Genomic DNA, 25,143 nt, shown 5'->3' with positions numbered 1-25,143 from the left:
GGTAAAGGAGGATTTTTAGAGTATGAGAAAGTCTCTAACAAACAAAGCAACAGCCGTTATTACAATGGCAGCTATGCTTTTTAGCATGGCAGCTTGTGGCTCACAGGAAGCAGCACCTGCAACAACTGATTCTGCTCAGCCAGAAGCAAACACAGAAACAGCTACAGCAGAAGCTACTACAGAGGCAGCTGCCGAAGCTACAGAAGCACCATCTGATGAATATGATCCATATCAGGTAATCACAGATGCAAGCGGCAACCCAATTGACCTTGGCGGAATGGAAATCATCATTCGTGACTGGTGGTCATCAGAGGAGCCTGCAGCTCCAGCTAACGATTATGAAGAAGCACTTCAGGAGTACAGAGATTGGATTCAGGAGACATACAACTTCACTATCAAATCTCAGGCATTTGGTGACTGGGGTTCAACACCTACAGATTTCGTAGATTATGCTACAACAGGTGGCGACGAGAACTATCTCTTCACACTTCGTGATGACCCGGCTATCACATCAGCTATGGCTAATGGTCTTATGTATGACCTTTCGACACTTGACTGCCTTGATTTCAATGACATTAAGTTCCAGAGAAACAAGCTCCATGAGCAGTATTCTAAAGGAAACAGCATCTATGCTATGTTCGCTGGATATTCAGAAGCTCGTACAGGTGTATATTTCAACAAGAGACTTCTTAAGGATGCCGGAATCGATCCTGAGTCACTTTACGATATGCAGGCTGACGGAACATGGACATGGGATAAGTTCGAAGAACTTATGCAGAAGGTTCAGCAGGATAAGGACAATGATGGTACTGTAGATGTTTGGGGCCTTACACTTAACGAAGGTAACATGACAACAGCAGCTGTATTCTCAAATGGTGGATCATACATCGACAAGGATGCAAGCGGCAAGTATGTATATAACCTTGAGTCTCCTGAGACACTTGAAGCTCTTGAGTGGACAGTAAACATGTTTACAAACTATGACATGCCAGATCCAGAGGGCGCTGAGTGGGATTACTACAAGGAAGCATTCATCAATGGTATGGCAGCATTCATGGTTGATGATGAGTATTGCGCAACACCTGGTAACTTCCTTGAGGATATGCAGGATGAAGTTGGATTCGTTATGTTCCCTAAGGGACCTAAGATGGACGACTACATCAACGTTTGGACAAACAACCCAATTGCTATTCCAGCATGTTACGATGCAGACAAGGCTTGGAAGATCGCATTTGCATGGAACCTTTATACAAACGCTCCTTCAGCTGAGTACCTTGATTACAACGGATATCTTTCAACAGCCAGAAATGGTGTCTTTGATGAGAGAGCAGTTGATGAGACAATCGCTATGATGACAGAAAAGGGAACAATTGCTTACCACGGAATGATTCCTAACCTCAGTCTTGGCTCAGACTTTGTATGGAACATTGGACCAGGCGTAGTTGTTTCAGAGCAGGTAGAAGCAATCCGTGACACATGGAAAGCTTATGTTGACGAGGCAAACGCTCAGTAAAACTGTTGGGGGTCCTAAGGCCCCCAAAGATCCTACAAAGAAAAGACCTTTCTTTTTCATAATGCAGGGTAAAGAAATATTTGGAGCGCCTCAGCCTGATGGCCGGGGCGTTCAGTTTCTTTATATGGACTGTGGAAGACTTATAGATGCTGCAAGATTATCAGGCAACATCGAAGATGACTACATGTTAGAGCTGCTTAAGTCAGCTCAGGGCTTTAAGACAGTTGTCCATAGCATAGGTGTCAGTGTTTCAGGTCGCGATGCCAAAGAACCGGTGAAATTCGTACTTGAAATGTATCCTGAACATCCGGGAGAAAAAGCTACCCAGATAAAAAAGGAGCTTTACATGGATGGGATGGAGACAGTCATAAATCTTGAGGATATAGAATGGGAAGCTTCAGATAAAGAAGTGGGGCAGATAAGATTTGAGTTTGGAACTTCAGGAATCCAGGCAGCTGCGGATGTCAGATTCTATCTTAATCAGGGCTTTATTGCTCCTGTTCAGCCAATGGAGCAGCTTGTTGATTTTAAGTCTTCGAGATACAAAAAGATGATTTCACAGAGCTTATTGCATGCAGGAAACACGGCAAGGCTTGAAAAAGTTTTAAGTAAGGCCGGAAGTGGTGAGAATGTCACTCTTTCTTTTATTGGAGGATCTATTACACAGGGAGCCGGAGCTATACCAATAAATGAGAAATGCTATGCAAAAGTTTTTGCAGATGAGTTCCAGAAAAGATATATCAAAGGCGGGAAAGTAAACTTTATCAAGGCAGGTGTAGGAGGAACTCCTTCAGAGCTTGGAATGATAAGATTTGAAAGGGATGTCCTTAGGGACTACGCCGAGAAGCCCGACCTTATAGTCATTGAATTTGCTGTAAATGATGAAGGTGATGAGACCAAGGGAGTCTGCTATGAAAGCCTTGTAAGAAAGGCCTTGGCACTTCCATGGAAGCCAGCAGTAGTATTACTTTTTGCAGTATTTTCTTTTGACTGGAATCTTCAGGACAGATTGGGGCCCGTAGGAATCAGATACGATCTTCCTATGGTGAGTGTCCTGGATGCAGTAACAGAGCAGTTTAAGCTTCTTCCGGAAGATGGAAGGGTTATATCCAAGAATCAGTTCTTTTATGATGTATATCACCCAAGTAATCTTGGTCATCAGATAATGAGCGACTGTCTTATAAATCTGATCGACAGTGTCAATGAATCAAGGGATACTTCATATGAAGAAGATGATAAACTTCCACATCCGGTAATAGGTGGGGACTTTGAAAAGGTTGAACTGCTTGATAAAAAAGAGTTAGAGGCTCTTAAAAAGAAATACAAGATAACAAAACTTGACGCCGGTTCTTTTGACGATGTTGATAAGGATATTCAGCTTGTAGAAATGGATGAAGAGATCATTCCACGACCTGAATTTCCGAATAACTGGGCTTATAATGGGAAAAGCTCAGATCCTGAACCATTTGTAATGAGCATTAACTGCAGTAAGCTGCTGTTGGTGTTCAAGGATTCAGGAAACGCATCCTTTGGTACCGCGCAGGTTTTTGTGGATGAAAAAAAGATAAAGGATGTCAATCCGTTAGAGGTTGGATGGACACATTGTAATGCCGTGATTCTTTTCAATGAAGAGAAAAACAGACAGCACAAAGTCGAGATTAAGATGGCGGACGGCATGAACGATAAGAAGTTTACAATCCTGGGGTTCGGAGTTGTAAGATAATATGAGAAAAGTGCGTGTAGAGGAAAAAGCTCTGCACGCACTTTTTTTGTAAGCAATAACTGGGGAGTTATTCGCACTTATAATGAGGTAAAAAAATGCGTGCACAAAGTATAATCAAAATAAATATAAATGGGAAAGGTTATGATTATGTCTACGCTTAGATTACCGCGTTTATTATCTGACGGAGCAGTTATTCAGAGAAGAAAAAGTATTCATATATGGGGCTGGGATGAACCCGGCACAAAGGTTACAGCTACACTTGAGAAGGATCAGGTTAGTGGGGATACGGATGCAAATGGAAGATTCAATCTGTATCTGCCGGCCCGCGAGAGTGGCGGACCTTACGAGCTTATAGTAAGTGATGATAAGGGCGAGAAAAAGGTTGTTAAGGATGTAATGCTTGGTCTTGTCTGGCTGTGTTCAGGTCAGTCCAATATGGAACTTCCCCTTACAAGATGTAAGGATCAGTATCCTGAAGTTGTAAAAAACGATGTTAATAACAGAATACGTACTTTCAAGATTGTTGAGGAAACTTCTTATAGTGGACCTTTGGAGGAGCATCACACAGGCAGCTGGAAAGAAGTAAAACACGAGACAATAATGGATTTTTCCGCTGTTGGGTACTTTTTTGCCAAGCATCTTCAAAAACTTACAGGTCAGACTGTAGGAATAATCAATGCAAGCCTTGGTGGATCAAGAATCTTTGGCTGGATGGGCAGAGAAATGCTTGAGGGTTATGATGAGCTCTTGGAAGAGGCTGATAGATATGCAGACAAAGAGTTCTATGACGGACAGATTGCTAGAAATATTGCAAACGGCGACGCATGGAGAAACTCTCTTTATCAGAAAGATGAAGGAATAAAGAACAACTGGCAGCTTGAAAATACAGATGACAGCGACTGGAAAACCTTTGAAGTTCCGGGTTTTTTCAAGGAAACTGAGCTTGACGGATTTATAGGCTCTGTGTGGTTTAGAAAGAAATTTGATCTGCCAAAAGAACTTGCGGGAAAATCAGCAAGGCTCTTTATGGGAACAATGGTAGACAGCGACACTATTTTTGTAAACGGGCAAAAAGTCGGTGAGACCGCTTATCAGTATCCACCACGTAAGTACGATATTCCTGAAGGACTTACAAGAGAAAAGGACAACGAAGTAGTTATAAGACTTTGTGTGGAGAACGGCCTTGGAAGATTTACTCCGGAAAAAGAGCTAAAGATCTTTAATCAGGATGCAACCGTTTATCTGAATGGTACTTATAAATATAGGATTGCCGCAGAGTGCGAACAGATCCAGCCTACAGACTTTGTTAACTGGAAAGCGACAGGTCTTTTCAATGGAATGACAGCTCCCTGCAAAAACTATCCAATAGATGGTGTGGTCTGGTATCAGGGTGAATCAAATGTTGAGAGAGATGAGGACTACGCAGATCTTACCAAGAGAATGGTCCTTGGATACAGAAAGCTTTGGAATGATGAGAACCTTCCATTCATTGCGGTTCAGCTTCCAAACTTTGTAATAGACCAGCTCCCATGCACGGATGATTGGGGAAGATTCAGACTTGTTCAGAATAGGATACTGGATATTCCAATGACTGGGCTTATCGTGACATTGGGACTTGGAGAGGACAATGACCTTCATCCTACGGTAAAAGAGCCTATTGGAGAGAGAATGGCTCTCTGGGCAGCTTATATGAAATACGGCTGCGGCGCAGAATACAAAGGACCTGAAATTGAGAGTGCAAAGATTATCACAGAAGATGATGAAGCTTATGCCGAGATAAAACTAGCTCATACTGCGGGGCTTAAAGTTGCTGATGAAGGCAAAGGATGCGAGCTTCTTGATTTTTATATTGAGAATGAGGAAGGCACTTCCCAAAAGGCAGAGGCAGCTCTTTTGGGAGATAAGGTATTAGTTAAGATAGATAAGGACAGCAAAAAAATAAAACTCAAATGGTGCTGTGAAAATACTTACCACGGCGGCCTTATTGAAAATGAAACAGGCACGCCCCTTGCACCATTTGAGATTACGGTAGAATAATTATTTATGATTTTAAGTCCGCGCCTGCTCTGTAGAGCTTGCGGTACTCAGTAGGTGAGCAGCCGTTGGTGTCTTTGAACACTCTGTTAAAGGTTGAAAGACTAAAGAATCCTGACTGCATGGCAATGTCCATAACGGATAGATCCGTGTCACCTAAAAGTTCCTGGGCCATGAGCACGCGGCGCTTGGTAATGTACTGATAACATGAGATTCCCATGTAAGACTTAAAGAGCCTTTCAAAGTGGAACTTGGAAAAGCCTGCAATCTCAGCAAGCTGTTCAACGCTAAGATCATCTGATCTGTGGGAATCGATATAGTTGGTAACGGAAACAAGCTTGTCGATGTTCTTGCGCTGAGGGTCATCATTTACGACAGCAGATGTTACATCGTTGGGATGCATGCTTCCTATCTGGGCAAGAATTAGAGTCACCAGTGAATAAACAGATATATGAAGGAACTCATCACTTTCACCATAAAGCCTGTCTATTTCCCAAAAGTAGTTCTGAAGACGGGCGTTCTCAAGAGGATACTCATTCTGCTTGATGTGAACATAAGGCGGAAGAGTTTTAAGAAGAGGAACAAGTGATGAAACCTGAGAATATCCACCAATATCAAAAAGAAGAATCAGTTTTTCACCGCCTGGAGTATCTGAGAGATATTCATGCAGGGTTCCGGGTGCGATAAGCACAATGTCTCCGGGATTGCAGCAAATCATGGACTGGGTATCATTGTGAAATTTGATATTTAGCGTTCCGGAAACTATGAGAATAAGTTCCACTTCATTGTGCCAGTGCAGAGGATATTCCGAAAGCGTGTTGTGATATAAAAGAACACCCTTTAGTGTGTCATAAAAGATGTCTTCACGAGCCTGTTCATTGATGTCACTTATCATGTTAATTACGCTCCTTATCTAGGAAACTGCAAGATTACGTGGAATATTTTATCATAAAAGAAGATTTTTTAGGAGAAAGGATTATAACTAAAATGGGGAATAAAGAATGGACACAGCTTTGGCTTGGTTATAAGAATGTAAGCAGTGATAACAAGACTGTTAGCTGTGAAGTGGTAGGGTTTAACAAGGATTCACAGGTGATAAAGAGTGCACTTTGTGAGCTCAAAAGTGGATTAAAGGGAATTGTATCAGATGAGGTTGTGGATAACGCAGGCTCTTTTGACATTGCTCTTACTATTAAAAAAGTGGATGCCATCGCAAAGGAAGGTTTCAGGCTTGAGAGCGATTCCTCATCTGTAAGCATTTTGGCCTCAGATGATAACGGCGCATTATATGGAGCTTTTGAACTTTTAAGACAGCTTTCCTGTGGAAAAAAGCTTTCTGAGATCAATGTGGAAAAAACTCCATCCAACCCGCTTCGTATGATGAACCACTGGGACAATATGGATGGCAGCATTGAAAGAGGCTACTCAGGACAGTCTTTCTTTTTCGAAAATAAAGAGATCGTGGTTGATGAGAGAACCCGTGACTATGCAAGATTCATGGCAAGCATCGGTATCAACGGAATTGTAATTAACAACGTTAATGTAAAAGACGCAGCAACTTACCTTATTACAGACAGATATTTTGATAAGGTAAAAGAGCTGTCAGAAGTATTTGCAGATTATGGCATAAAGACATATCTGTCCCTTAACTTTGCTGCACCAATAGAGCTTGGCGGACTTGAAGTCTGTGATCCTCTTGATGAAAAAGTTATAGGTTGGTGGAAAGAGAAGGCAAAAGAAGTATTCGGAAAGCTTCCACACCTCGGTGGATTCCTTGTAAAGGCTGACTCAGAGGGAAGACCCGGACCATTTACATACGGAAGAACACAGGCAGACGGCGCAAATATGCTGGGAGATGTAGTTGCTCCTTATGGCGGAATCATCATTTGGAGATGCTTTGTTTACAACTGCACTCAGGACTGGAGAGACTACAAGACAGACAGAGCAAGAGCCGGATATGATTACTTCAAGGATTTTGACGGAGCATATCATGACAACGTAATCCTTCAGATAAAGAATGGTCCTATGGATTTCCAGATCAGAGAGCCTATTTCTCCACTTATTGGTGGACTTACAAAGACCAATCAGATGCTGGAAGTTCAGATTGCACAGGAATACACAGGACATCAGATAGATCTTTGCTATCTTATGCCAATGTTCAAGGAGGTTCTTGGATTTAAGACCTACTGTCAAAAAGAAAATGATACTGTTGCAGATGTAGTGAGTGGAAGGGCATTTGGCAATAAGCTTGCAGGAATGGCAGCAGTTATCAATACCGGTAATGACAAGAACTGGACAGGTAATTACCTGGCAGCAGCTAACCTTTATGGTTTTGGAAGACTTAGCTTTGACACGGAGCTTTCCTCTGAAGAAATAGCAAGAGAGTGGATAAGACTTACATTTGCCCTTGAAAAAGTGGATGAAGATAAGCTTACAGATATGCTCTTAAGATCTCGCGAGATATATGAAAAGTACACAAGTCCTCTTGGAATCGGCTGGATGGTTACACCACATGATCACTACGGCCCAAGCGTTGATGGATATGAGTACTCAAGATGGGGCACATATCACAGGGCAGACCACCTTGGAATTGGTGTTGACAGATCAGATAAGGGAACAGGATACGCTCAGCAGTATTACAAAGAAAATGCTGAAAAGTACAATGATCCTGAAAAATGTCCGGAAGAGCTGCTTCTTTTCTTCCACCACATTCCATATACATGGAAGCTCAAAACAGGAAAGACACTGATCCAGCACATCTACGACAGCCACTTTGAAGGAGAGGCTGAGGCTGAAGAGCTTTTTGAAACCTGGAAGAGTCTTGAAGGAAAGGTTCCTTCAGAAGTTTTTGAAAATGTTTCTCACAGATTCGAACTTCAGATCTACAATGCAAAAGAGTGGAGAGATCAGGTGAACTCTTACTTCTATAGAAAGAGTGGTATTTCTGACCAAAAAGGCAGAAAGATATATTAAATATAATAAAAGCTGGTAACTGCATGGACAAAACCTACAGTTATCAGCTTTTTGATTTTGTGCACTGTGCACAAAGCGCGCATTTATTAGTAAGTGATAGTCAATATTTGATAGGAATATCTGACGTCGATAACTTACAATAAGAGAGTAGAAATTGTGCAATATTTCTATAAAAGAATATAGGGGTTTTAGGAGGAGTTTATGAGCAGAACCAAAACACAGAGGAAGGGGAGTAATCAGTCCTTTGGTGTATACATCAAGCGCTACTGGCAGTTATACGTTCTTCTTGCTCTGCCAATCATCTATCTGATTGTTTTCAAGTACATTCCAATGCTTTATATCATGATCGCGTTCAAGAAATACAGCATTGTCCAGTCTATCTGGGAAATGCCCTGGGCCAAGAATCATGGTATGGAATACTTCATCAAAGCATTTAGTACAAAAGACTTTATCAATTCTTTGAGAAACACAATTGTTCTTAACCTTTTTGATCTGATTATCGGATTCCCAATACCGATCATATTTGCTCTTATTTTAAATGAGCTCAGATTTAAAACGTTCAAAAAGACAGTTCAGACTATTGCATATATGCCTCATTTCCTTTCATGGGTTATTATTTATGGTCTTGCACTTCAGCTTTTTACACCGACAGATGGTCTTGTAAATATGGCGATTAAGGCTTTGGGCGGTGAAGCAGTTCCTTTCCTTAATGATCCGGCTCACTGGGTTGGAACATATATCGGCCTTGGTGTATGGCAGAGTTTTGGATGGAACTCAATCATATATCTTGCTGCTATTGCAGGTATTTCACCTGAGCTTTATGAGGCAGCCAGTGTAGATGGTGCCGGACGTTTCCAGAAGATGTGGCATATTACACTTCCGGGAATCAAGCCTACTATCGTAGTTCTTTTGATCATGGCTCTTGGTAATATCATCGGATCAAACTTTGACAGACCATTCGCACTTCAGAACAACCTCGTTATGAAGTATGCAGAAGTTATCTCTACATATGTATATAAAGCTGGTATTAAGGGACTGCAGTTCAGTTTGACAACTGCAATAGGTCTTTTCCAGTCAGTAATAAATGTATTCTTCCTGCTTGCTGCTAACTGGCTTTCACGTAAGCTGGGTGAGAGAGGAATCTGGTGATATATTGCTGGCAAGCGCATAATTTTAAAGGAGAATATATAAAATGGATGAAAGTAGAACTATAAGATCCACCAAGACACAAATTGGGGATTGGGTTTTCGTTATTATATGTGTACTTATAAGTCTTATCTGTGTGATTCCTATGATAAATCTTTTGGCAAGATCACTTTCAGGTACAGACTATCTTGTAAGGCATGAGGTTTATCTTATACCAAAGGGACTTAACTTCGATGCTTACAAAACAGTTCTCGGCGATGTGAAATATATTCATGCATTTGTATGGACTGTATTTTTGACAGTAGTATGCACAATCTTTTCACTTTTTATGACAACAATATGTGCATACCCCTTGATCTTTGAAAACTTAAAAGGCAGAGGTATTATCAATATCTTTATCACAATTACAATGTTCTTCTCTGCAGGTACTATTCCAAACTACCTGCTTATGCAGAAGATTGGCTTTTTGGATAATCCGCTGGTACTTATCGTTCCATATTGCATGAGCGTTTACAACATGATCATCATGAGAAGTTTCTTCTATGGAATACCTGAGTCACTTAGAGAATCAGCCGAGATTGACGGAGCATCATACTTCAGGATTCTTTGGTCAATTTACATTCCATTGTCCAAGCCTGTTCTTGCAACACTTGCTCTTTTCTATGCAGTAGGACGTTGGAATGGTTATTCAGATGCTCTTATGTTTATGAAAAACAAGGATTTCTATCCTTTGCAGCTTCTTCTTTACAATATTCTGAACAATATCAATTCAGTAGAAGTTGCTACACAGGAAGGTTTCTCAGCACCTGGTCTTAAGGATTCACTTAAGTCCGCAATAGTTATGTTTTCAACTATTCCTATTTTGTGTATTTATCCGTTCCTTCAGAAGTACTTCATCCATGGAGTTACTCTTGGAGCGGTAAAAGAATAAGCACTTAGTTAACTCCCCCTTCGGGGGTAAAAGATAAATGGAGGTATGTTATGAGGAAAAAGGTATTATCTATGTTACTTGCATCTGCAATGACTCTTTCACTTGCAGCATGCGGTAGCCAGGGCGGTGAACAGGCCGCTGAAAGTGCTCCAGCTAGCACTGATGCACCAGCAGCTCAGACTGAGGCAACTCAGGCTGACACAGCAACAGAACCAGCAGTTGCTTCAGAACTTACAGATGGTAAGTTCGCAGACACAAGACACATCACAGTTGAGGTTTATGACCGTGGTAACGACGGCGGATCAGACCCAACAAACAACGTGTACACAGACTACATCAAGAAGGGAATGCTCGAGAAGCATAACGTAGAAGTTGAGTTCGTAGCAGTTCCTCGTTGGACAGAGGTTGATGAGATCAACAACCTTCTTGCAGGCGGTACAGCACCTGATGTATGTGTAACTTATTCTTATCCAACAATCAAGACATATGCTGACATGGGCGGTGTTCTTGATCTTAGACCTTACATTGATGATTACAAGGATGAACTTCCTAACCTTTGGACATGGCTTGGTGAGTCAAACCTTTACTGGGATGCTGATCCTGAGAACGGCCAGACATGGGCAGTTGAAGCAAAGCTTGCTAACATGAACAGAATTCTTACATTCGTTCGTAAGGACTGGCTTGATAAGCTTGGTCTTGCTGAACCTACAACAAAGCAGGAGTTCCATGACATGCTCGTAGCATTCAAGGACAATGCTAGCGAACTTCTTGGAGCAGACGCTGACAAGATGGTTCCTTACTCAGTTTCTTACGATGTAGGTTGGAGAGCTGGTACTCTTATCGAGTCTTTCATTGATCCAGATATCTCTGACAAAGAGTTCTATGTAAACGGCTTCGATGACAGAAAGCTTACACAGAACGGAACAAAGGAAGCAGTTAAGCTTCTTAACCAGTGGTACAACGAAGGTCTTATGTGGAATGACTTTGCTATCTACGGATCAGGCGACACAACAGAAGATGACATGATGAAGGCTGGTTATGTTGGCGCATTCACACACAACTGGGATTATCCTTTCAGAAACGGTGAGGATTCAATCCAGGCTAACCTTAAGAGACTTGTAGGCGAAGACGCTAAGTACGTTGCAATCGATCCATTCGAAGACAAGAACGGAACACACAACAAGTTCCTTGCAGGCCCTATTGATCGTAAGATCTTCTTCCCTGCAACAAACGATGAGCCTCTTGCATCAATGCTTTACCTTGATTTCATCTCAGAACCTGAGACAATCCAGTTCTTACAGCTTGGTGAAGAAGGTGTTACATGCAACAAGCTTGATGACGGTGGATATGAGATCGTTGCTGCAACAGGCGATGCAATCCAGAACTCTGGTATGAACATTGACTACACAATCACATGTAATGGTCTTCACCTTACATCTGATGACCTCACAGAGAAGACTCTTGCTCACTCATATGCAGGAATCGACGTTGAGGATGTAATCAAAGCTAACGAAATTGCAAAGACTGACACAAGAATTGGTATCAATGTTAAGACTGGTGACATCGAAGCAGAAGGTGGCGTAGGCGATACACTTTCAGCTAAGAGAGATCAGATCTATGATCAGGCTATGAGCGCAAGCGTAGATACATTCGATTCTGTTTGGGATGAGGGTATTGCTGATTACCTTGGTTCAGGCGGACAGGCTATCATTGATGAGAGAACTCAGAAATGGGAAGCTACATACGGCGATGCTGAGAATATCAGATAATTAGTATTGGCAAAAGAAATTTTGAGCAGCTGTCACTTAATTGTGGCAGCTGTTTTTTGCATATAAAAATCTGCATGGAACTAACAACAATAATTAAGCTAATAAAGGCAAAATATGGTAAGAAAATTATATGCTCCACCTATACAATAAATATGGTAAACAAAAGAAACTTAAGGGGTATAGATATGAATAGACAAGAAGCAAGAAAGCGTGCAAAAGAGCTTGTTGCTAAGATGACAGTTGAAGAGAAGGCATCTCAGCTTCGCTATGACGCACCTGCTATTGACAGACTTGGAATCCCTGCTTACAACTGGTGGAACGAGGCTCTGCATGGGGTGGCAAGAGCCGGCACAGCTACCATGTTTCCGCAGGCAATCGGTCTTGCTGCAGCTTTCGACGAGGAGCTGATGAAAGAAGTCGGCGAGATTATCGCTACAGAGGGAAGAGCCAAGTATAACGAGCAGTCTAAGAGAGAAGACAGAGATATCTACAAGGGACTTACTTTCTGGGCACCAAACGTTAATATTTTCAGAGATCCAAGATGGGGCAGAGGTCATGAGACCTATGGTGAGGATCCATTCCTTACAAGCAGCCTTGCAGTTCCTTTTGTTAAGGGAATTCAGGGCGATGGAGAGTATATGAAGGCAGCCGCATGTGCCAAGCACTTCGCTGTTCACTCAGGTCCTGAGGGCGAAAGACATTTCTTTAACGCCAAGGCTTCTAAGAAAGATCTTGAAGAAACATATCTTCCAGCATTTGAAGCATGCGTAAAGGAGGCCGGTGTAGAGGCAGTCATGGGTGCTTACAACAGAACCAACGACGAGCCTTGCTGCGCTAACAAGCCACTTATGGTTGACACACTCAGAGGCAAGTGGGGATTTGAAGGCCACTTCGTATCTGATTGTTGGGCAGTAAAAGATTTCCATGAGAATCACAAGGTTACAAAGAGTCCTGAAGAGTCTGCTAAGCTTGCGCTTGAAATGGGCTGCGATCTTAACTGCGGATGTACATACCAGAAAATTATGAATGCCTACAGAGCAGGTATTTTAAGTGAGGAGACTATCACTACTTCCTGTGAAAGACTCTTTACAACAAGGTTCCTTTTGGGCATGTTTGATAAGACAGAGTACGATGAGATTCCTTTCGATGTTGTTGAGTGCAAAGAACACCTTGAAGTTGCGCACAGAGCGGCAAAAGAGTCAGTAGTTCTTTTGAAAAACAACGGAATCCTTCCTCTTGATAAGAGCAAGATAAAGACTATCGGCGTAGTTGGACCAAACGCCAACTCAAGATTGTCACTTATTGGAAACTATCACGGAACAGCTTCAAGATATATCACTGTTCTTGAGGGAATCCAGGACAAGGTTGGAGGAGATGTCCGCGTTCTTTACTCAGAGGGCTGCGATATTTTTAAAGACAATATAAGTAACCTTTCTGATCCTAACCTTCCTGACAGACTCTCAGAGGCTAAGGCAGTTGCAGACTACTCAGATGTAGTAGTTGTTGTGCTGGGCCTTGATGAGAACCTTGAGGGTGAAGAAGGTGATGCAGGAAACCAGTTTGCATCAGGTGATAAGATCAACCTTAGCCTTCCTCTTCCACAAAGACAGCTCCTTTACTCAGTGCTTGAGTGTGGAAAGCCTACGATCGTCATCGATATGGCCGGAAGTGCAATAGATCTTTCAAAGGCTCAGGATGATGCAGATGCAGTTCTCCAGGCATTTTATCCGGGAGCAAGAGGCGGAAAAGATGTAGCTGATATCCTCTTTGGTGATGTATCACCTTCAGGAAAGCTTCCTGTTACTTTCTACAAGTCAGCAGATGATCTTCCTGACTTCAAAGACTACTCAATGAAGAACAGGACTTACAGATACTTTACTGGAACACCTCTTTATCCTTTTGGATATGGTCTTACATATGGTGACTGCTATGTTAAGCCTGACAACCATTTACATATGGATAATGGTAGTGAACCTGATACATTTGATGCAGAGCTTACTGTTACAGTAGTAAATGATGGTAAAGTGGACACAGACGAAGTTGTACAGGTTTACATCAAGGATCTTGATTCTGAGTTTGCCACAACTTATCCACGTCTCTGCGGATTTAAGAGAGTACATGTTAAGGCAGGCGCAGAAACAGAGGTAACAATAAAGCTTGATAAGAAGGCCTTCACATCTGTCAATGAAGATGGTGAGAGAAAGATATTTGGCAAGAACTTCAAGATTTATTTTGGAACACAGCAGCCTGATGCCCGTTCAGAGGAGCTTACAGGACATAAGTGTGCAAGCTTTGATGTTAAGTTGTGACATTGATTGCGTACAATATGAATAAAAAAGTGAAGTGTTTTTCTACATTTTGCAAGATTGTATTTTAGTCAGCAATGACAGATAATATTTTAGATGCAAATAAAATAATTAGGGGAAAACAATATAAGTTTTAAGCGTTTTACGCGAGAAAGGGGATTTTTATGATTAACATTCCAGAAGTAAAAATTGGACTTGTTGCAGTAAGCCGTGACTGCTTCCCAGCATCACTTGCTGTAAACAGAAGAAAGGCTTTGGCTGAAGCCTACAAGAAAGCGTTTGGGGATAAGGACGTTTATGAGTGCCCTGTATGCATCATCGAGAGCGAAGTTCAGACACTTGAGGCTCTTGAAGATGTTAAGAAAGCAGGATGTAACGCTCTTTGCGTATATCTTGGAAACTTCGGACCTGAAATTTCAGAGACACTTCTTGCTGAGAAGTTTGATGGACCTGTAATGTTCTGCGCAGCTGCAGAAGAGTCACAGGGCGACCTTATTGATGGCAGAGGAGATGCATACTGCGGTATGCTCAACGCAAGCTACAACCTTCACCTTCGTGGAGTAAAGGCATACATTCCAGAGTATCCTGTTGGAACAGCTGATGAGTGTGCAAAGATGATCAACGAGTTCGTTCCAATCGCAAGAGCAATCGTTGGACTTAGAGACCTCAAGGTTATCAGCTTTGGGCCTCGTCCTATGAACTTCCTTGCTTGTAACGCTCCTATTCAGCAGATCTACAACATGGGTGCAGAGATTGAAGAGAACTCAGAGCTTGACCTCTTCGAGAGCTTCAACAAGCATGCCGGAGATCCTAGGATCGCTGATGTTAAGGCTGATATGGAAAAAGACCTTGGTGCAGGCAACAAGAAGCCTGAAATCCTTGAGAAGCTTGCTCAGTATGAGATTACACTTCTTGACTGGATCGAAGAGCACAGAGGCGGTAAGAAATATGTATGTATCGCTGGTAAGTGCTGGCCTGCATTCCAGACACAGTTTGGATTCGTTCCTTGCTATGTAAACTCAAGACTTACAGGCCGCGGAATTCCTGTATCTTGTGAAGTAGATATCTACGGCGCAATCAGTGAGTTCATCGGAACATGCATCAGTAACGACGCTGTTACACTTCTTGATATCAACAACTCTGTTCCTGCTGACATGTATGAGCAGTCTATCAAGGGCAAGTTTGATTACAAGCACACAGATACATTCATGGGCTTCCACTGCGGAAACACATGCACAAGCAAGCTTTCAAGCTGTGAGATGAAGTTCCAGAGAATCATGGCTAGAAACCTTCCTGAAGAAGTTACACAGGGAACACTTGAAGGAGATATCATTCCTGGTGATATCACATTCTACAGACTGCAGAGCACATCAGACAACCACCTTCGCGCATATGTTGCTCAGGGTGAAGTTCTTCCTGTTGCTACACAGTCATTCGGTGGAATCGGTGTATTCGCTATTCCTGAGATGGGCAGATTCTACAGACATGTACTCATTCAGCAGAACTTCCCTCACCATGGTGCCGTTGCATTTGGTCACTTTGGAAAGGCTCTTTACGAAGTATTTAAGTATGTTGGCGCTGAGACAATCGGTTACAACCAGCCAGCATCACTTCCATACCCAACAGAAAACCCATTTGTGTAAAGTACTTGACGAGGTATTATCGAGTCTAGTACGCACCACTTCTGTGCACTTAACGAGGTTATTTCGAGTTTAGTGCAGCAGAAGATCTATATGTATAGGGTATAGCAGATTGACAATAGAAGCCACTTTGGAGGTTGCTCCAAGGTGGCTTTTCCTTTATAATTAAAATGTTAAGAGTTTTGTAAAAAAGTTGAAGGGGAGTTTTTTAAATGAAAAAAGCTAGAAAAATCTTTTTTTCTATGGGTTTGCTAGTAGCGGTTATAGCATTCCTATCTTTTGTTCCTGCCTTTGGAATCAAAGCCGCAGCAGGAGCATCCGGCCCGGAAGTGGCAGTTGGTATCGACGTTTCTAAGTATCAGGGTGCGATCAACTGGCAGCAGGTCAGGGCAGCAGGCGTCAGATTCGCCATGATCAGAGTAGGCACAACCAAAAAAGGACTTGATGAGCAGTTTGCTAATAATATAAACGGAGCTAATGCAGCAGGTGTAAGAACAGGTGTCTATATTTATTCTTATGCGACAACACCTGAGGCAGCGGCGGCAGAAGCCAACCAGGTTTTAGCATGGATCGCACCATATACAGTAACATTCCCGGTAGCAATTGATATAGAAGATTCCTGTCAAAAGAACTTAAGCTCAGCGCAGCTTCAGGCAATTGCGGATACATTTTGCGGTATCCTCAATGCCAACGGATACGAGACAATGGTATATGCAAGCAGAAACTGGTTCCTTAACAGGATGCCTAATGTAGCTTCTGCAAAGTGGGTTGCACAGTACAACTCTTCCTGTGATTACGCAGGCGAGTATGCAATGTGGCAGTCAAGCAGCCATGGTTCTTACTCAGGAATCCCTACAAGAGTAGATGTTAACCACCTTTATGTTGACTATTTCTCCAGAATAATCGGCGAAGGCTTCAACAGCTGGGGCGGACATGTATATTATTACAGCAACTACCGTAAACAGTACGGATGGCTTAACCTTGCAAATGGCAGATATCACACGGATGAAAATGGATTTGTTCAGACCGGATGGTTCCAGGACGAGAGCGGTATCTACTACTTTAAGCCAGCTGAAGGTGGTCTTGCAGCTGTTGGATTTAATGATATCGACGGATCACGTTTTTACTTTGATGCCAACGGCGTAAGATGCACAGGTCTTCTTAATCTTGGAGAAGCCGGTGTTTATTATGCCAATGCTGACGGCGTATGCCAGAAGGGCTTTGTTCAGTTAGAAGACGGAATCCACTTCTTTGATGATAACTATGCAATGCATGTTGGACTTACACAGGTTGGAAATAACCTCTACCTCTTTGACGGAAACGGCGTAATGCTCACAGGAATGCATGCACTTGAAACAGGTAAGTACATGTTTGGAGCAGACGGTATTGCTATAAGCGGCTGGTACTCCAACGAGCAGGGACAGAGATTCTATTTTAATCCTGAGACTCACACCGCACTTGCAGGACTTCAGACTGTAGAGGGAGCTAATTACCTCTTTGGTGATGATGGAGTAATGCAGACTGGCTGGTCAGGAGATGTAGCAAGCAGATATTACTTCGGAGCAGATGGCAAGATGGTTACAGGCTGGAACGTGATAGACGGACAGTCCTACTACTTCGGAGCTGACGGCAAGATGGTAACAGGACTTGCAAAGATTGCAGACGGAACCTACTACCTTGAGCCAACAGACGGACATATGACACTTGGATGGGTACAGACAGCAGAAGGCTGGAGATTCTTCGATGGCAACACTGGCAAGATGCTCACATCTGTGACAGTACCTCTTGATAATGTAAACTGCACATTTGATAAGAACGGAATCTTAGTTGATCCTGCAGGCTGGACACCGGGAACACCGGCTCCTGCACCAGCACCTGAGGCTGATGCTGCAGCAGCTGCTTCAACTACAGCAGGCTGATAATTATCGAATATTTAAGCGTAAATATTAAAGGCGTACATATCACATTTAATACGTGGTATGTATGCCTTTTTTGTCACCTTGTAAAAAGTCTGCTAATCACTTAAAATGTTCCTTGGAGTTTTTATAATTTGAAAGATGAGGGAAACGTTAATGAATTTCGAAGAAGCTAAAAAGAAACTTGAACAGTTCGGTCAGGAACATGTTCTTAAATACTACGATGAACTCAGCGAGGCTGAGAAAAAGGAACTTTTGCAGCAGATTGATGAGACAGATTTTGCTGTACTTGAGAACTGCAAGAACCTTGGTAAGAGCGAGGGAAGAGGAAACTTTGCTCCACTTGCAGCAATGCAGATCTCTGAGATTGAAAAGAGAAAAGAAGAGTTCACAAAGATTGGTGTTGAGACTATCAAAGCCGGAAAAGTAGCAGCTTGTCTCCTTGCAGGCGGAATGGGAACAAGACTTGGCTCTGACAATCCAAAGGGTATGTATGATATCGGACTTACCAAGCATGTTTACATTTTCCAGAGAATCATCGAGAACCTTCTTGATACAGTTAAGCAGGCAGGTGGAACATACTTAAGACTCTTTATCATGACAAGTGAAAAGAACAATGATGCAACAATAAACTTCCTTAAGGAGCACAACTATTTCGGATATCCTGAGGAAAAGGTTACATTCTTTAAACAGGACATGGCACCTGCTTCTGACTATGAAGGAAAGGTTTATATGGAGGGCAAGAACAGAATCTCCACATCACCTAACGGAAATGCAGGCTGGTATTCATCAATGCTCAAGGCAGGTCTTCGTGATCTTATTTTAAAAGAGGGCATCGAATGGATCGATATCTTTGCAGTAGATAACGTTCTTCAGAGAATAGCAGATCCTTGTTTCGTAGGTGCTACAGTTAATGCAGCAGTTGACTGTGGTGCAAAGGTTGTTAGAAAGAATGCTCCTGATGAGAAGGTTGGCGTTATGTGCCTTGAAGATGGCAAGCCATCAATTGTTGAGTACTATGAGCTTTCACAGGAAATGATGGACGCCAAGGATGAGAACGGCGATCCTGCATATAACTACGGAGTAATCCTTAACTACCTCTTTAACGAGAAGGCACTTAATGAGATCGCTAAAAAGACACTTCCTCTTCACGTAGTTGAGAAGAAGATTCCATACATCGATGAGAATGCTAATCTGGTAAAGCCTGAGAAGCCAAACGGTTGCAAGTTTGAGCAGCTCGTTCTTGATATGATCCACGAACTTGACAGCTGCCTTCCATATGAAGTAGTAAGAGAGTACGAGTTCGCACCTATCAAAAACAAAGAAGGAATCGACTCAGTAGAGTCCGCAAGAGAGCTCTGCAAGAAGTGTGGCATAGAACTATAAGAAATAATAGTTAACAAAATGACAGCTTGATTTAACAATAGAATGTTGAAAAGAAACAAGGCTGACCATAATATATAGAAAGAACCAAGCAGTTTAAATAAATTCTGATGGATTTTTTGTGTGAGCGATCGCACAAAAATATCCATCGCTTTATAGAAAGAGGTGGATTATGGCAATTCTTGTAACGGGTGGAGCAGGTTATATTGGATCACATACAGTAGTAGAACTTCAGAATGCAGGCTACGATGTAGTAGTTATGGATAACCTTGTTAACTCCAGCAAAAAAGTAATTGGAAGAATAGAAGCACTTACAGGTAAAAAGGTACCATTTTACGAGGCAGATATAAGAGACAGAGAAGGACTTGAGAAGATTTTTTCAAGTGAGAAGATCGACAGCGTAATTCATTTTGCAGGTCTTAAGGCTGTTGGAGAATCTGTTCAGAAACCATGGGAGTACTATGACAACAACATTACAGGAACTCTTACACTTGTAGATGTTATGAGAAAGCATGGCTGCAAGAACATAATCTTCTCTTCATCAGCAACAGTATATGGCAACCCTGCATTTATTCCGATCACTGAAGAGTGCCCTAAGGGAACATGCACAAACCCTTATGGTTGGACAAAGTCAATGCTTGAACAGGTTCTTACAGATATTCAGAAGGCAGATCCAGAGTGGAATGTTGTTCTTCTTAGATACTTCAATCCTATCGGAGCACATAAGAGCGGAACGATCGGTGAGAACCCTAACGGAATTCCTAACAACCTGATGCCTTATATCACACAGGTTGCTGTTGGAAAGCTTCCACAGCTCAACGTATTTGGTGATGACTATGATACTCCGGACGGAACAGGCGTCCGCGACTATATCCATGTTGTAGACCTTGCTCTCGGACATGTTAAGGCTCTTAAGAAGCTTGAGCCAGGCAGCGGACTTAACATCTACAACCTTGGAACAGGTGTGGGCTACAGCGTTCTTGACATTGTGAAGAACTTTGAAGCTGCTACAGGAGTTAAGATTCCTTATGTTATCAAGGAGAGACGTGCCGGCGATATCGCTACATGCTACTCCAATGCTGATAAGGCAGAAAAAGAACTTGGATGGAAGGCTCAGAACGGAATCAAGGAAATGTGCGCTGATTCTTGGAGATGGCAGAGTCAGAATCCAAATGGATACGACGATTAAAGATTTAAATGAGGTTTTATAATGTACAAAATTGAGTGTGACACACATACTCATACATTTTATTCAAGACATGCTTATTCAACTATTGAAGAAAATGTACGAGCAGCGAAGGAAGCGGGTATGACGCTTTTGGGCAGCACAGATCACTTCAGTGATATGCTGTTTGGGGATTACAAAGAGGTCAAGAATTATCAGTATCTCTTTTGTACCAATATGTGGCCAAGAAATTGGCAGGGGGTTACACTTTTAAGAGGTTGTGAAGCAGATATCGTTGACATGGATGGTCACTTGTTTGGTCACGATATAGAGGTGTTAAAATCAACTATAGGTGATACATACGATCCACCTCAGAATTTACAGAAGATGGTTTTTGACAGATGCGATTATGTCATTGCAAGTGTTCATGCCAAGAGACACACGATTGGTGAGTCTATCGCAAGGAATACCCAGATGTACATAAATGCTCTTGAGAATCCCAAGGTGTTTTTTATTGGACATATTGGAAGGGCAGGAGTTCCCTTTGAACTTGATGAAGTTCTTTTAAGGGCAAAAGAGCTCCAAAAACCGATAGAGATCAATGAACACAGTTTTTCTTTTGAAGGACATCACAAAGAGCTTTGCAGAAAGATTGCAGAAAGATGCGCAGAGCTTGGTGTCAGCATCTGTATAAACACTGATGCACATATTTCTATCGAGATAGGTCATATGGATAAAGCTGTAAATATGCTCGAAAGCATAGATTTTCCGCAGGAGCTTATAATAAACCGCTCCAGGGAAGCTTTCCTGAAAGGACTTAAAGACAGCGGGGTATTCACTGATGTTTCGGTTGTGGGTTAAACTTATAGACGATAATCACCTGATCAAAGACATGGTCGTGTGTGATGATACTGTAGACAGCAGAACACATAAAGTCATGAATTCAATAGAGAAGGCCTGCTATGAAATGGATCTTTCAAAGCCCATATGGCTTAAGCCTATAGTTAGAGATTTTCAGATTCATGCCAAGTGCAGATTTACTAAGGATGCCTTTATTGAAGACGTACCTTTTGACTATATGGAAATTCAAGTAATAGAAGAAGACTATTGAGAATGATTCTCACATGCTCTGCTGACAAGGCGGTGCCTGTGAGATTTTTCTTATTATTATGTGAAATTTCTTTTCAAGGGTATTGTCAAATTATAAAAAAATATTATTTTTATATTATAAATTGAACACAATTCCGTCACAGAATAAAATTATACTGAATTTCATAAAAAGAAAGGAAGAAGGTAATAGAGATGTTTGAAGATGATAAAAGCGGACAGAACAATTCTTATGGATCTTATAGTTATGGATCTGGATACGGGCAACAGAGTACTTCTTCAAATGGATATGTAAATAATAATTATGTAAATAATCAAAATTCATATGGCGGTCAGAACTCATACGGATATGGAAATGGTCAGCAGACATATGGTACATATCAGTATAGTGGAAATAATTTTGGAAGTACACCTGAACCACCCAAACCACCTAAAAAGAAAAACACAGCAGCAATTGTTATTGCAGCAGTTTTGATACTTGCTTTGGTAGTTGGCGGTGTTGGTGCAGGATATTATGCATATTCAAGACATATTTCACTTTTAGCTTCAAGTGAAAATTCTCAGGAAGTAACTAAGGATCAGGAAAAAGAAGAAGAGACACAAACTGCAGAAAGCTCAGAGAACACAGAAACAGAGCAGGCTACAGAGAAAAAGGTTGAAACTACAACAACCAGCGCAGCTACATCAGTAGTTGTAACTGATGTCACAGAGGTAGTTGAAGAAGTAATGCCAGCAATGGTAATTATCCACAATAACTACACAGCATCAGCAAGCTACTTTGGATACACACAGACACAGGAAGCTACAGCTTCAGGTAGTGGTATTATTGTAGGTGAGAATGATACAGAGCTCTTGATCGCAACTAACTACCATGTTGTAGAAGGAGCTGATTCCCTTGAAGTTATCTTTAATGATGATTCATCAGTAGAGGCTGTTGTTAAGGGATCTGACTCAGATATGGACCTTGCGGTAATTGCTGTATCAATCGATGAGGTTTCATCAGATACACTTGATTCAATCAAGGTTGCAACTCTTGGAGACAGCGATTCACTTACACTTGGCGAACCTGCAATAGCAATCGGTAACGCACTTGGTTATGGTCAGTCAGTTACAACAGGTGTTATTTCAGCTATCAACAGAGAAGTTGAAACTGAAGAGGGCGTAACACATACATTTATTCAGACAGATGCAGCTATCAACCCAGGTAACTCAGGTGGAGCTCTTTTGAACATTCAGGGCGAAGTTATCGGTATCAACTCCAACAAGATTGGCGGCGATACAGTAGAAGGTATGGGATATGCTATTCCTATTTCAGTAGCAAAGCCTATCATCGATAAGCTCATGAACGAAGAGACAAAACGCAAGGTATCTGAGGAAGACAGAGGATACATTGGAATCTCAGGTGTAAGCGTTCCTTCAGAGATCCATGAAGTATATGGTATTCCTCTTGGAGTACTTGTTCACGATGTATATGAAGGCGGCGGAGCAGCCGATGCAGGTATTAAGAGCGGTGATGTTATCATTGCATTTGATGGAGAAGAAATCACATCAATGGATGATCTTCAGAGCAGACTTGAGTACTACGCAAAGGACACAACTGTTTCAATTACTGTAATGAGACAGAGCGATTCAGGCTACACAGAGGTAACTCTTGATGTAACACTTGGCGAAGCAGCCAGCACATCAAGCAGCACAGATTCTAACGCAGCAGGATCCGGTGAAAACCAGTACAATGGCCAGCAGCAGCCTGCACTTCCAAATGACAAGAATGGACAGAATGGTGAAAACAGCCAGCAGCAGGGCGGTGGACACTAATAAATAAAAAATAAGGACCATATCTTTGGAAAATCAAAGATATGGTCTATTTTTTTTCTAAACAATTATTAAATTCTGTTTGAAGTATATTGGAACTTTTTTTAAACAGATGTTGCCTGGCTTGTATCAAAGACGGGAAGCTTTGGCTGGATGGAATCACCGCGGATCTCTATGAGAGGAGAGGCTTTACCATCGATGTAGTCTCTTGTGATGGTTACGCGTCCAATGTTCTCATCCTTTGGAATCTCATACATGATATCAAGCATGAATTCTTCTATGATGGCACGTAGAGCTCTGGCTCCGGTATCTTTTTCAAGCGCCTTTTCTGCGATAGCTTCAAGTGCACTGTCGTCGAACTGAAGATCAACTTCATCAAGCGCAAGGAGCTTCTGATACTGTTTAAGTATTGCATTCTTAGGCTCTTTTAATATTTTGATAAGCATATCCTTTGTAAGGGCCTGAAGTGTACAGATAATAGGAAGTCTTCCAAGAAACTCAGGAATCATTCCAAATTTCTTAAGGTCTTCGACTGTAACATTAGAAAGAATGTTAGGGTCATCTTCATATTTATCCTTAAGGTCAGCATCAAAACCAATTGATGTCTGCTTGTTAAGTCTCTGTGTAATGATCTCTTCAAGATCAGGGAAAGCACCGCCGCAGATAAACAGGATATTTCTGGTGTTTACTGTGGTAAGAGGAACCATGGCATTTTTGCTGCCGGCGCCTACAGGTACTTCAACGTTAGAACCTTCAAGGAGTTTGAGCATTCCCTGCTGAACTGACTCACCGCTGACATCTCTTGATGTGGTGTTCTTTTTCTTGGCAATCTTATCTATTTCATCGATAAAGATAATTCCATGCTCAGTCTTTTCTACATCATTTCCTGCTGCAGCAAGGAGCTTACTAACAACACTCTCGATATCATCGCCGATGTATCCTGCCTCTGTAAGGGATGTGGCATCAGCAATTGCAAGCGGAACATCAAGGAGCTTGGCAAGGGTCTTAACAAGATATGTTTTTCCGCTTCCTGTTGGACCCAGTAAAAGAATGTTTGATTTCTCAATTTCAATGTCATCCATTGTGTCTGTGGCCACTCTCTTATAGTGGTTGTAAACTGCTACAGACATAACCTTTTTGGCCTGATCCTGGCCGATAACATACTCATCAAGTTTAGCCTTGATCTTGTGAGGAGCAGGGATGTTCTTGATGTCAAAAGCAGGTTTTACCTTGCCCTCGCTTTTTTTCTTGATCTTCTGAGAATTTGGTATGCCGCCCATGTTGAAACCATTGTTGTTGTCCATGTTAAAGAATCCAAATCCTGGGAATCCATTCTGATTCTTGTTGAGCTCATTCATGAGATTTGGATTGTTCAAAAGATTCTGATAGTCAAACTGGCTTACAGTATCCATGGTCTTCTGCATACAGTCATTGCAGATGCAGATGTTGTTTGGAAGATGGAACATCTTGCCAGCTTTGCTCTCAGGACGTCTGCAGACAAAGCAGACGTCTTCGTATTCAGTTTTTTCTTCATTATTATTCGATGTATTATCAGATTTATCGTCAGAGGCAGCTGAATCAGTTGTAGTATCCACAACTTCGGATTCCTCGCCGTCTTTGACTTCTCTGAAATCAAATTCGTCGTCTCTGTTATTTGTCATAACTACTCCAATCTTCAATATAAACTACTAAACCCATGAAGTTATTATATGCACACCGGGGGCA

General features: G+C 41.9%; 17 protein-coding genes. 15 read left to right on the top strand and 2 right to left on the bottom strand.

Features of this window, described 5'->3' with window-relative positions; all coding sequences use genetic code 11:
* The first annotated feature begins 22 nt into the window (after positions 1-22).
* From E7303_RS01735 to E7303_RS01725, 3 genes are all read left to right on the top strand, one after another.
* Positions 23-1,513, top strand: a complete 1,491-nt coding sequence (locus tag E7303_RS01735) for an extracellular solute-binding protein (protein WP_292143567.1) — start codon at positions 23-25, stop codon at positions 1,511-1,513.
* Positions 1,488-3,236, top strand: a complete 1,749-nt coding sequence (locus tag E7303_RS01730; RefSeq protein WP_292143566.1) for an SGNH/GDSL hydrolase family protein — start codon at positions 1,488-1,490, stop codon at positions 3,234-3,236. Before E7303_RS01735 ends, E7303_RS01730 begins: the two co-directional genes overlap by 26 nt.
* Positions 3,237-3,383: 147 nt before the next feature.
* A complete protein-coding gene (locus tag E7303_RS01725) occupies positions 3,384-5,273 on the top strand; it encodes a sialate O-acetylesterase (RefSeq protein WP_292143565.1) in 1,890 nt (629 codons plus the stop codon).
* A 4-nt stretch (positions 5,274-5,277) separates the two neighbouring features.
* Here E7303_RS01725 and E7303_RS01720 read toward each other — a convergent pair whose 3' ends face one another.
* Entirely contained in the window at positions 5,278-6,165 is an 888-nt protein-coding gene (locus E7303_RS01720) for an AraC family transcriptional regulator (protein ID WP_292143564.1), read from the bottom strand.
* Positions 6,166-6,257: 92 nt separating this feature from the next.
* Between E7303_RS01720 and E7303_RS01715 the strand changes: the two genes are divergently transcribed.
* The 12 genes from E7303_RS01715 to E7303_RS01660 all read left to right on the top strand — a co-directional run bounded on the left by E7303_RS01715 (position 6,258) and on the right by E7303_RS01660 (position 23,421).
* A complete protein-coding gene (locus E7303_RS01715; RefSeq protein WP_292143563.1) occupies positions 6,258-8,243 on the top strand; it encodes an alpha-glucuronidase family glycosyl hydrolase in 1,986 nt (661 codons plus the stop codon).
* 201 nt (positions 8,244-8,444) lie between these two features.
* The gene (locus E7303_RS01710) at positions 8,445-9,392 is read left to right on the top strand and encodes an ABC transporter permease (protein WP_292143562.1); all 948 of its coding nucleotides are present in this window, start codon (positions 8,445-8,447) and stop codon (positions 9,390-9,392) included.
* 43 nt (positions 9,393-9,435) lie between these two features.
* Positions 9,436-10,320: a carbohydrate ABC transporter permease gene (locus E7303_RS01705; protein WP_292143561.1), complete on the top strand. Its 885-nt coding sequence runs from the start codon at positions 9,436-9,438 to the stop codon at positions 10,318-10,320.
* A gap of 50 nt (positions 10,321-10,370) precedes the next feature.
* Positions 10,371-12,089 carry an extracellular solute-binding protein gene (locus E7303_RS01700; protein ID WP_292143560.1) on the top strand — a complete coding sequence of 573 codons (1,719 nt, stop codon included), beginning with the start codon at positions 10,371-10,373 and terminating at the stop codon, positions 12,087-12,089.
* Between the two features lie 185 nt (positions 12,090-12,274).
* Positions 12,275-14,398 (top strand): glycoside hydrolase family 3 C-terminal domain-containing protein, encoded by a 2,124-nt coding sequence (locus E7303_RS01695; RefSeq protein WP_292143559.1) that lies wholly within the window; start codon positions 12,275-12,277, stop codon positions 14,396-14,398.
* 161 nt (positions 14,399-14,559) lie between these two features.
* Positions 14,560-16,038 (top strand): L-fucose/L-arabinose isomerase family protein, encoded by a 1,479-nt coding sequence (locus E7303_RS01690; protein WP_292143558.1) that lies wholly within the window; start codon positions 14,560-14,562, stop codon positions 16,036-16,038.
* A 209-nt stretch (positions 16,039-16,247) separates the two neighbouring features.
* Entirely contained in the window at positions 16,248-17,954 is a 1,707-nt protein-coding gene (locus tag E7303_RS01685; protein WP_292143557.1) for a GH25 family lysozyme, read from the top strand.
* A gap of 153 nt (positions 17,955-18,107) precedes the next feature.
* The gene (locus tag E7303_RS01680; RefSeq protein ID WP_292143556.1) at positions 18,108-19,337 is read left to right on the top strand and encodes a UTP--glucose-1-phosphate uridylyltransferase; all 1,230 of its coding nucleotides are present in this window, start codon (positions 18,108-18,110) and stop codon (positions 19,335-19,337) included.
* Between the two features lie 169 nt (positions 19,338-19,506).
* A complete protein-coding gene (gene galE, locus E7303_RS01675; RefSeq protein ID WP_292143555.1) occupies positions 19,507-20,523 on the top strand; it encodes a UDP-glucose 4-epimerase GalE in 1,017 nt (338 codons plus the stop codon).
* A gap of 21 nt (positions 20,524-20,544) precedes the next feature.
* Complete coding sequence (locus E7303_RS01670; RefSeq protein ID WP_292143554.1) at positions 20,545-21,360, top strand: phosphatase; 816 nt, start codon at positions 20,545-20,547, stop codon at positions 21,358-21,360.
* The gene (locus E7303_RS01665; protein WP_022772435.1) at positions 21,341-21,610 is read left to right on the top strand and encodes a hypothetical protein; all 270 of its coding nucleotides are present in this window, start codon (positions 21,341-21,343) and stop codon (positions 21,608-21,610) included. Before E7303_RS01670 ends, E7303_RS01665 begins: the two co-directional genes overlap by 20 nt.
* 191 nt (positions 21,611-21,801) lie before the next feature.
* Complete coding sequence (locus E7303_RS01660) at positions 21,802-23,421, top strand: S1C family serine protease (protein ID WP_292143553.1); 1,620 nt, start codon at positions 21,802-21,804, stop codon at positions 23,419-23,421.
* 101 nt (positions 23,422-23,522) lie between these two features.
* Here the strand turns inward: E7303_RS01660 and clpX are convergent, their stop codons facing one another.
* Entirely contained in the window at positions 23,523-25,079 is a 1,557-nt protein-coding gene (gene clpX / locus E7303_RS01655) for an ATP-dependent Clp protease ATP-binding subunit ClpX (RefSeq protein ID WP_292143552.1), read from the bottom strand.
* Positions 25,080-25,143: the final 64 nt, after the last annotated feature.

Origin of the sequence: Butyrivibrio sp. (genome assembly GCF_015056685.1) — a bacterium.
Lineage (GTDB): Bacteria > Bacillota > Clostridia > Lachnospirales > Lachnospiraceae > Butyrivibrio.
Note: the sequence above shows the minus strand (reverse complement) of the source record. Positions and strands in the feature narration are given on the sequence as shown.

Bases quoted from the DNA above. Each gene is read 5' to 3' on its own strand.
- E7303_RS01735 (WP_292143567.1), top strand. From the start codon at position 23: ATGAGAAAGTCTCTAACAAACAAAGCAACAGCCGTTATTACAATGGCA.
- E7303_RS01730 (WP_292143566.1), top strand. From the start codon at position 1,488: ATGTTGACGAGGCAAACGCTCAGTAAAACTGTTGGGGGTCCTAAGGCC.
- E7303_RS01725 (WP_292143565.1), top strand. From the start codon at position 3,384: ATGTCTACGCTTAGATTACCGCGTTTATTATCTGACGGAGCAGTTATT.
- E7303_RS01720 (WP_292143564.1), bottom strand. From the start codon at position 6,165: ATGATAAGTGACATCAATGAACAGGCTCGTGAAGACATCTTTTATGAC.
- E7303_RS01715 (WP_292143563.1), top strand. From the start codon at position 6,258: ATGGGGAATAAAGAATGGACACAGCTTTGGCTTGGTTATAAGAATGTA.
- E7303_RS01710 (WP_292143562.1), top strand. From the start codon at position 8,445: ATGAGCAGAACCAAAACACAGAGGAAGGGGAGTAATCAGTCCTTTGGT.
- E7303_RS01705 (WP_292143561.1), top strand. From the start codon at position 9,436: ATGGATGAAAGTAGAACTATAAGATCCACCAAGACACAAATTGGGGAT.
- E7303_RS01700 (WP_292143560.1), top strand. From the start codon at position 10,371: ATGAGGAAAAAGGTATTATCTATGTTACTTGCATCTGCAATGACTCTT.
- E7303_RS01695 (WP_292143559.1), top strand. From the start codon at position 12,275: ATGAATAGACAAGAAGCAAGAAAGCGTGCAAAAGAGCTTGTTGCTAAG.
- E7303_RS01690 (WP_292143558.1), top strand. From the start codon at position 14,560: ATGATTAACATTCCAGAAGTAAAAATTGGACTTGTTGCAGTAAGCCGT.
- E7303_RS01685 (WP_292143557.1), top strand. From the start codon at position 16,248: ATGAAAAAAGCTAGAAAAATCTTTTTTTCTATGGGTTTGCTAGTAGCG.
- E7303_RS01680 (WP_292143556.1), top strand. From the start codon at position 18,108: ATGAATTTCGAAGAAGCTAAAAAGAAACTTGAACAGTTCGGTCAGGAA.
- galE (WP_292143555.1), top strand. From the start codon at position 19,507: ATGGCAATTCTTGTAACGGGTGGAGCAGGTTATATTGGATCACATACA.
- E7303_RS01670 (WP_292143554.1), top strand. From the start codon at position 20,545: ATGTACAAAATTGAGTGTGACACACATACTCATACATTTTATTCAAGA.
- E7303_RS01665 (WP_022772435.1), top strand. From the start codon at position 21,341: ATGTTTCGGTTGTGGGTTAAACTTATAGACGATAATCACCTGATCAAA.
- E7303_RS01660 (WP_292143553.1), top strand. From the start codon at position 21,802: ATGTTTGAAGATGATAAAAGCGGACAGAACAATTCTTATGGATCTTAT.
- clpX (WP_292143552.1), bottom strand. From the start codon at position 25,079: ATGACAAATAACAGAGACGACGAATTTGATTTCAGAGAAGTCAAAGAC.